Raw genomic sequence first — 7,549 nt, 5'->3', positions numbered from 1 at the left:
TCGCCGACGCCACCGAACAAGGCATCAACCGCATCAACCACAACCCACAACTGCCATGGTCCTTTCTCGCCCACACCGGCCTGACCATTCACCCAGCACACCCACTGAACTTACGAAAAGATCAGTAGTGCCGCGTCAGGCAACGTTCGCCCTGTCGACCAAGGCTCGTAGACGTTGATCGGCGGCGTGACGGTTTCGCCAGATGACGTAGCGGCGGATCATGCTGCCCTGCTCCCTGTGGCTGGCATGGTCGGTGCCGTCCAGAGCGAAGTAGCGCAGGGCGGTGAACTGGGCCTCGATGCGGTTGAGCCACGAACTGTTCGTGGGCGTGTAGGCGAGTTCGACGTTGTTGGCCGCGGCCCAGTCGCCGACTCGGGTGTCTTTCTTCGTGGTCAGGTGTGGGGAGTAGTTGTCGAGCACGATCGCGATACGGATCTTGGACGGGTAGAGGCTGCGCAGGTAGCGGCAGAACTCCAGGAACCTCGTCCGGTTCTTCTTCGGCTTGATGTGGCCGTAGAGCTTGTCCTTGGCCAGGTCGTAGGCGGCGAAGAGGTGCCGGACCCCGTGCGGGCGGGTGTAGGTCGCCCGCCGTCGGGGCACGGGCTCCCGGTCTGGGTCCTTGTGCCGTCCGCCGCGCTCGGCCCACTGTCGGCCGGGGTGGGGCTGGATGTTGAGCGGTCCGAACTCGTCCAGGCATAAGACGACTTCGGGCTCGCCGTCCTCGGGTATGACCTCGCCGTCGGCGATCGCGTAGAGGTGCTCGGCGCGGGCCTTCTTGGCGGCATAGTCAGGGTCGCGGGAGGTCTTCCAGGTCTTTATGCGTTGAAACGACACGCCCTCTTCCCGGAGCAAGACCCGAAGGCCCTCGTGGCTGATGTCGTCGACCACCCCCTCGGCGACCAGGAAGTCGGCCAGCTTGGCCAGACTCCAGGTCGAAAACGGCAGACCGTGCTCGGCCGGCCTGGACTTGGCAATCTTCTTGATCTCGCGCCGCTCGGGCAGGGTGAATGTCCTGGGCCGACCGCCTTTGTACTTCGGGTAGATCGACTCGAAGCGGTCGGCGTTGAAGTTGTGGATCACATCCCGGACCCGGTCCACGCTGGTGAACGTCACCTCGGCAATCTTCGCCACGGGCATGCCCTGCGCGGACAGCAGCACCATCTGCGCCCGCCGCCACGTCACCACCGACCCGCTGCCCCGGCGGATGAGCCGCAGCAGGCGCTGCCCCTCAACGTTATCGATCTCGCGGACGCGTACTCGCTCAGCCACCAGCACAGCTTCCCTGCCGCGTGCTGCCGGCGATGGTCATTCCGTCGGCGTGCCGATCCGAAGCCGGTTGCCGTCGGGGTCGCGCAGCTCAATCTCACGCGCCCACGGAGCGTCCTTCGCCTGCACATCGAACTCGGAGGCGATGGCCTCGACATCACGAATGCGGAGGTAGACCAACGTGTCGGGACGGGCATCGCCTTTGTGCTCCGACAAGAACAACCGCACCTCGCCCCGGGCGACCTCAACGAATGCGGGCAGTCCCGGTTCGAAGCGGTGTTCCCACTGCTTGGCGGAGCCCAGTCGCTCGTACCACGCGACCGCCGCCGCAGCGTCCTCGACGCGAAGAATGGGAATGACTTCCTCGTCCATGAAGTCATCGTCGCAGACCGCCCAGGGCGAACGTTGCCTGATGCGGCACTAGGCCAATGAAGGTGTCGCTGGCCCGGGGCTGGGGAGGGGCCCACGGCCTTGTGCAGCCAGCGGCTGTCGAAGAACGCGGTAAGGCCGGCCACCGCGCGTGCGGTCACCTCGTGACCTGCGGGGGAGAGATAGTCGGCGCCCTCCGGACAACCGAAACAAGCCTCCCAGTCGATCGCCCGGAGTCCCTGGGCGATGGCCCGCCATATTTCTTCGTCGCGAGGGTGCATGCCCGTGATCATGACGCATCCGCAGGCGAGGATGCGGGGGATTTTCCCGAACGTCGGGTGCATCCTCCCGGCCGGCCCTGGATCAATCCCTCATCCGGTCCGCACCACAGCAATAGCGGACAGCGACTGTGGATCGCGACCGGCGCCCGTCCGGTCATTTGCGGGGAGTTCATATCGCGCCCAAATTGGTCGACTTCCCGACGGGGTGATAGTGGCATTCGCTCACGGCAGACGAGTATTGACGGCAAAAAACTGGAACCTGGGCCAGGGGCATGTCAACGTACAACGTCTCGGCAAAATGCCAAGTCGGACGAGGAGCCGCGCGACGGGCAGGGAGGGAAAGATGGCAATGCCAGTCGTGTGCTATTTGCACGCTGAAGAGGTCCCTGTCTAGGAGGTTCGTCTGTCTGATCCGGACAAATGTCTGGTGACTATGGTGTGGTCTCTACCGGGCTGTGTGTCTGCGTCTGCGTAGCTGGCCTCTTTGGCGGGGACCTATTGCAACGAAGCTATCGTCGCGACCGCGCCGTTTTTCGTGCACATTGCAACGCATCCCGGGGCCGCGAGGAGGCACGTGGCCCCGGGCCGTGAGTGTTCTCGAGCGCCGCGTAGCGCGCAATTTGGACCGCCTAGTAGCTGACGGTCTGTCCATCCGAGGTATTGCGAGCTCATAGGCGCGGCGCGCGCAACATAGCCGACGATCGCCGGTTGGCCAAACCGGTGATCGTCAGGACCATTCAGGTGTTCGCATCCGACTGTGCTTGGCGGTGGAGTCGTAGTGGACGCGGGCTGCCCGTGCCCGTTCTCTTTCGTCTCTCACAGGAAGCGCTCTATGCCTACACGATCGCTGTTCGCCCCCTCGGCTGTGCCGGACCCCGCCAGTGCAGTACGCGCCTACTTTCTCAACGTAAAGGATGCCGCCGCGTACCTCGGCATATCGCCGCACACGCTTTATGTCTGGCGGCACCGACGGCAGGGACCGCCGAGCTTCCGCATGGGCCCCCGTGGTCGCGTCATGTATCGGCGGACAGCTCTCGACGCCTGGATCCATGAGCAGGAACGCGCGGACTCTCGCTCTAACTCCGCTTTGAACCCACTGAGTGCGCCTCCGCAGCGACGTAGGAACCCTGCTGCTTGACGCATCGAAATGTTGTCGGGCGCCGTTCGTATCCTCTTGAAAGGAAACCAGTCTGGCCGGCTATATCGAGGATCGTTGGCTCAAAAGGAAGAAGGATCCGGATACCGGGAGAAGAGAGAAGACCGCTCGCTACGGAAAGGGAAAGCGGTACAAGGTCGCCGGCATACCTGGGGTGCGAGACCGATCCTTTGATGTGCTGGAGGACGCTAAGGCGTGGCTTCGCCGGGCAGCCACGGACGAGGAGCGAGGCGAGTTCGTAGACCCGCGCGACGGGTCCATCACGCTGGCCGAGTACATCGAGACGCACTGGGCGCCAGGGCGCGGAGGAGCTCCGAAGACCCAGGACAGTCAGGAGCGGAGAACGCGGCTCCATATCGTCCCGCACCTGGGCCAGCTTCCGCTCAGGAGTATCGCCGCAACGGATCTGCGGGCGTTCATAGTCAAGTTGGAGTCGACAGTCTCGTCAGTCGACTACCAGCGCGGCATCCTGTCCGAGCTTTCCTCCATTCTGGAAGCTGCCGTCGACGATAAGCGCCTCGCGCGCAACCCGATGCACGCGAAATCTGTGCGGTGGCCCAAGTCGCCACGGGAGCAGCGCCATGCGTGGCCGATGGATACGGCACTGCGAGTCCGCGATGCCATCAACAAGCGGAGCAGGATCGCCGTCGTAGTCGGCCTGGGGTGCGGACTCCGCCAGGGCGAGGTGTTCGGGCTCAGTCCGGAGGACATCGACTATGAACGCGGCCTGCTGCACGTTCGGCGCCAAGTGCAGGCGATTCACGGAAGGCTGTACTTCACCCTGCCGAAGGGGAAGAAGATCCGCACGGTGGATCTGCCTCCCTCGGTAGCTGAGGAACTCAAGCGTCACATCGAAGCGTTCCCGCCGGTGAAGGTGGAGCTGCCGTGGGGGAAGCCGGAGGGGGAGGGGAAGGAGTTCTCCCTGCTGCTCACCACGCCCTTCGGTAACGCCGTCGCGGTGAACACCTGGAATACCTACACCTGGAAGCCGGCGTTGGCCAAGGCCGGCGTCATCCCGCCACGTGCCGAGGGGGCGAAAGCCTGGCAGTGGGCGGCGGCCCCGAAGGACGGTTTCCACGTGCTTCGGCACACCTACGCCTCGATCATGTTGGAAGCCGGAGAGTCCGTCGTGACCCTGGCTCGGTGGCTCGGACACTCCTCGCCGGCGATCACCCTCGGTTACTATGCTCACTTCATGCCGGAAGCTGGCAGCAAGGGGCGCGGCATCATCGACGGTCTGCTTGGGGAGCGGGGGGACCGGCTCGTCGGCCGAAACTCCCCAGATTCTCCCCAGCGCCGTTGACCGGTGATTCCTACCTCTACGCCCCGGAGAAGTCTTCCGTGGATTGTAATGCTGAAGAGATGGGTGGCCTGGGAAAGTGTTGGGAGAGGTCGTAGCGACCCGCTATGTCACGCCTTTGCGTGAGGGCGGCTCGCTCCCCGGGATCGTCGAGGCCGACGATCTCGGTACGTACGTCATGAAGTTCACCGGTGCGGGGCAGGGTCGCAAGACCCTCGTCGCCGAGGTCATCTGCGGTCGGCTGGGCCGCCGGCTGGGTCTGCGCGTCCCGGACCTGGTGCGGATCCAGCTCGACCCGGTGATCGGACTGAGTGAACCGGACCAGGAGGTGCAGGAGCTGCTCAAGGCCAGTGGCGGGCTCAACCTGGGCATGGACTACCTGCCCGGTTCGCTCGGCTTCGACCCGCTGGCCTTCGAGGTGGGCCCGGTCGAGGCGGGACACGTGGTGTGGTTCGACGCGCTCATCGGCAATGTGGACCGGTCCTGGCGCAACCCCAACCTGCTGGTCTGGCACGGACAGCTATGGCTCATCGACCACGGGGCCACCCTGATCTGGCACCACAGCTGGCGCGGTCTCGAGGCGGCCGCCGCCAAGCCCTACGACGCCTCCGACCACGTCCTGGCGCCGTTCGCGCCGGATGTCGCCGCGGCCGCCGGGGAGCTGGCCCCGCGGATCACCGAGGACCTGCTCACCGAGGTGGTGGCCGACGTCCCCGACGCCTGGCTGCTCGACGAGCCCGGATTCGACGGTCCCGCGGCGGTGCGCCGCGCCTATGTCGAGGTGCTGCTGGAGCGCGCCGCGACGGTGGGCGAGAGGATCACCGTGGGCGAACGGCCCGGGACGGGCCCCTCCCGGGCCCCGGACTGGCTGCGGGTGTGGGTCGACGGAAAGGCGGGCACGTGAGCGGGCTGCACAACGGCCGGGATGTCTTCGAGTACGCGGTGGTGCGCGTGGTCCCCCGGGTCGAGCGCGGGGAGCTGATCAACGCGGGGGTGGTCCTCTACTGCCGCGCGCGGTCCTTCGTGACCGCGCGGATCCATCTGGACGAGGCCCGGCTGCTGGCGCTCGACCCCTCGGCGGACGTGGCGGGCGTACGGGCCGCGCTGGGCGCCGTGGCGGGGATGTGCGGCGGGGGCGAGGGGGCCGGGCAGGCCGCGGGCGACGACGCCGGACGGCGGTTCCGCTGGCTGGTCGCCCCGCGTTCCACGGTGGTCCAGCCCGGCCCGGTGCACACCGGACTGACGGTGGACCCGGATGCGGAGGCCGAGCGGCTGCTCGACCTGCTGGTGCGGTGAGCGCCGCACCGGGCGCCCGGAGGTGAGCGAGGGCATAAAAGGGGGTCGTTGACAGGCGGGTGCGGTCCTCATAGCGTCTCGTCTGCTGAAGCGACTAAGCGGTTGCTCACCCCCGGGACCGCGGAGGTGAGCCGCTTTCGAGGCGAGGAGAACCCGCATGTCCACCACCGAGCAGCGCGTTGCCATCGTGACGGGCGCGGCCCGCGGCATCGGCGCGGCGACCGCCGTGCGCCTGGCCGAGGAGGGTCGCGCCGTCGCCGTGCTCGACCTCGACGAGGCGTCCTGTGCGGGCACCGTGGAGCAGATCACCAAGGCGGGCGGCAAGGCCATCGCCGTGGGCTGCGACGTGTCCGACGCCGCGCAGGTGGAGACCGCGGTCGGGCGCGTCGCCGAGGAGCTCGGCGCGCCGACGGTCCTGGTCAACAATGCCGGGGTGCTCCGCGACAACCTGCTCTTCAAGATGAGCGAAACCGACTGGGACACGGTCATGAACGTGCATCTGCGGGGTGCGTTCCTGATGTCCCGCGCCTGCCAGAAGCACATGGTGGACGCGGAGTTCGGCCGGATCGTCAACCTCTCCAGCAGCTCGGCGCTCGGCAACCGCGGTCAGGTCAACTACTCGGCCGCCAAGGCCGGTCTCCAGGGCTTCACCAAGACGCTCGCCATCGAACTCGGCAAGTTCGGCGTCACCGCGAACGCCGTGGCGCCCGGTTTCATCGCCACCGATATGACCGCCGCCACCGCCGAGCGCGTCGGCATGGGCTTCGAGGACTTCCAGAAGGCCGCGGCCGGCCAGATCCCGGTGGCCCGGGTCGGACACCCCGAGGACATCGCCAACGCCATCGCCTTCTTCACCGGTGACGCCGCCGGATTCGTCTCCGGCCAGGTCCTGTACGTGGCCGGCGGCCCGCTCAACTGACGGGAGTCGTGGACCACATGACCGCAGAGATCAAGGACAGCGGGCGGACGGCACTCGTCACCGGGGCCAGCCGCGGTATCGGATACGCCATCGCCGAGGCGCTGGTGGCACGTGGCGACCGGGTGTGCATCACCGGCCGCAACGAGGACTCGCTCAAGGAGGCGGTGGAGCGGCTCGGTGCCGACCGGGTCATCGCCGTCCCCGGCAAGGCCCATGACGAGGCCCACCAGGCGGTGGCCGTCGAACGCGCGATGGAGGCGTTCGGCCGGATCGACCACCTCGTCAACAACGCCGGGACCAACCCGGTCTTCGGGCCGGTGGCCGATATGGACCTCGCCGTGCTGCGCAAGGTCTTCGAGACCAATGTGGTCTCGGCGCTCGGCTTCGCCCAGCGGACCTGGAAGGCGTGGCAGCGGGAGAACGGCGGCTCGATCGTCAACATCGCCTCGGTGGCCGGGCTCTCGCCCTCCCCGTTCGTCGCCGCGTACGGCGTGAGCAAGGCCGCCATGGTCAACCTCTCGGTGCAGCTCGCCCATGAGTTCGCGCCCGGCGTGCGGGTCAACACCATCGCCCCCGCGGTGGTGAAGACCAAGTTCGCCACCGCGCTCTACGAGGGGCGCGAGGAGCAGGTCACCGCCCAGTACCCGCTGGGACGGCTCGGGATGCCCGAGGACATCGGCGGCGCGGCCGCGTTCCTCACCTCCGACCAGGCGGCCTGGATCACCGGGCAGACCCTGGTGGTGGACGGCGGGATCTACCTCAACGCCGGGGCCGGCTGACCGCGCGGCGCGGCTCCCGGCCCTGCCGCGGCCGGGAGCCGTACCGGCGGATGAGGCGTTGAGTTCCTAACGGACGTCAAGCCGTTCGTGGTGATCTCGGGGCCTGTTTCGTAGGGTGGTTCTCGACGGGCCGGTTGCCGGAGCGCTTGGCGACTCCTTCTCGCGCCGGCTCGTCGTCGGGTC

The 7,549-nt window shown here is 67.1% G+C and carries 8 protein-coding genes; 6 read left to right on the top strand and 2 right to left on the bottom strand.

Going from position 1 to position 7,549, the window contains the following annotated elements; translation table 11 throughout:
- Positions 1-135 precede the first annotated feature (135 nt).
- Together NMK44_RS41605 and NMK44_RS41600 are read right to left on the bottom strand one after the other, a co-directional pair.
- Entirely contained in the window at positions 136-1,269 is a 1,134-nt protein-coding gene (locus NMK44_RS41605; protein ID WP_254753358.1) for an IS630 family transposase, read from the bottom strand.
- Between the two features lie 36 nt (positions 1,270-1,305).
- Positions 1,306-1,638, bottom strand: coding sequence for a glyoxalase superfamily protein (locus NMK44_RS41600; RefSeq protein WP_254753357.1), 333 nt, complete (start codon positions 1,636-1,638; stop codon positions 1,306-1,308).
- Positions 1,639-2,748: 1,110 nt separating this feature from the next.
- Between NMK44_RS41600 and NMK44_RS41595 the strand changes: the two genes are divergently transcribed.
- The 6 genes from NMK44_RS41595 (at position 2,749) to NMK44_RS41570 (ending at position 7,366) form a co-directional block, all read left to right on the top strand.
- Positions 2,749-3,054, top strand: coding sequence for a helix-turn-helix transcriptional regulator (locus tag NMK44_RS41595; RefSeq protein WP_254753356.1), 306 nt, complete (start codon positions 2,749-2,751; stop codon positions 3,052-3,054).
- 172 nt (positions 3,055-3,226) lie between these two features.
- Complete coding sequence (locus NMK44_RS41590; RefSeq protein ID WP_254753355.1) at positions 3,227-4,375, top strand: tyrosine-type recombinase/integrase; 1,149 nt, start codon at positions 3,227-3,229, stop codon at positions 4,373-4,375.
- 76 nt (positions 4,376-4,451) lie between these two features.
- Positions 4,452-5,276 (top strand): HipA family kinase, encoded by an 825-nt coding sequence (locus NMK44_RS41585; protein ID WP_254753353.1) that lies wholly within the window; start codon positions 4,452-4,454, stop codon positions 5,274-5,276.
- Positions 5,273-5,668, top strand: a complete 396-nt coding sequence (locus tag NMK44_RS41580; RefSeq protein ID WP_254753351.1) for a DUF3037 domain-containing protein — start codon at positions 5,273-5,275, stop codon at positions 5,666-5,668. The genes NMK44_RS41585 and NMK44_RS41580 overlap by 4 nt, the downstream gene beginning before the upstream one ends.
- A 157-nt stretch (positions 5,669-5,825) precedes the next feature.
- Positions 5,826-6,587, top strand: a complete 762-nt coding sequence (fabG, locus tag NMK44_RS41575) for a 3-oxoacyl-ACP reductase FabG (RefSeq protein WP_254753349.1) — start codon at positions 5,826-5,828, stop codon at positions 6,585-6,587.
- A gap of 17 nt (positions 6,588-6,604) precedes the next feature.
- Positions 6,605-7,366, top strand: a complete 762-nt coding sequence (locus NMK44_RS41570) for an SDR family oxidoreductase (protein WP_254753347.1) — start codon at positions 6,605-6,607, stop codon at positions 7,364-7,366.
- The last annotated feature ends 183 nt before the right edge of the window (positions 7,367-7,549 follow it).

Origin of the sequence: Streptomyces cucumeris, from assembly GCF_024295805.1 — a bacterium.
Taxonomy (GTDB): Bacteria; Actinomycetota; Actinomycetes; order Streptomycetales; family Streptomycetaceae; genus Streptomyces; species Streptomyces cucumeris.
Note: the sequence above shows the minus strand (reverse complement) of the source record. Positions and strands in the feature narration are given on the sequence as shown.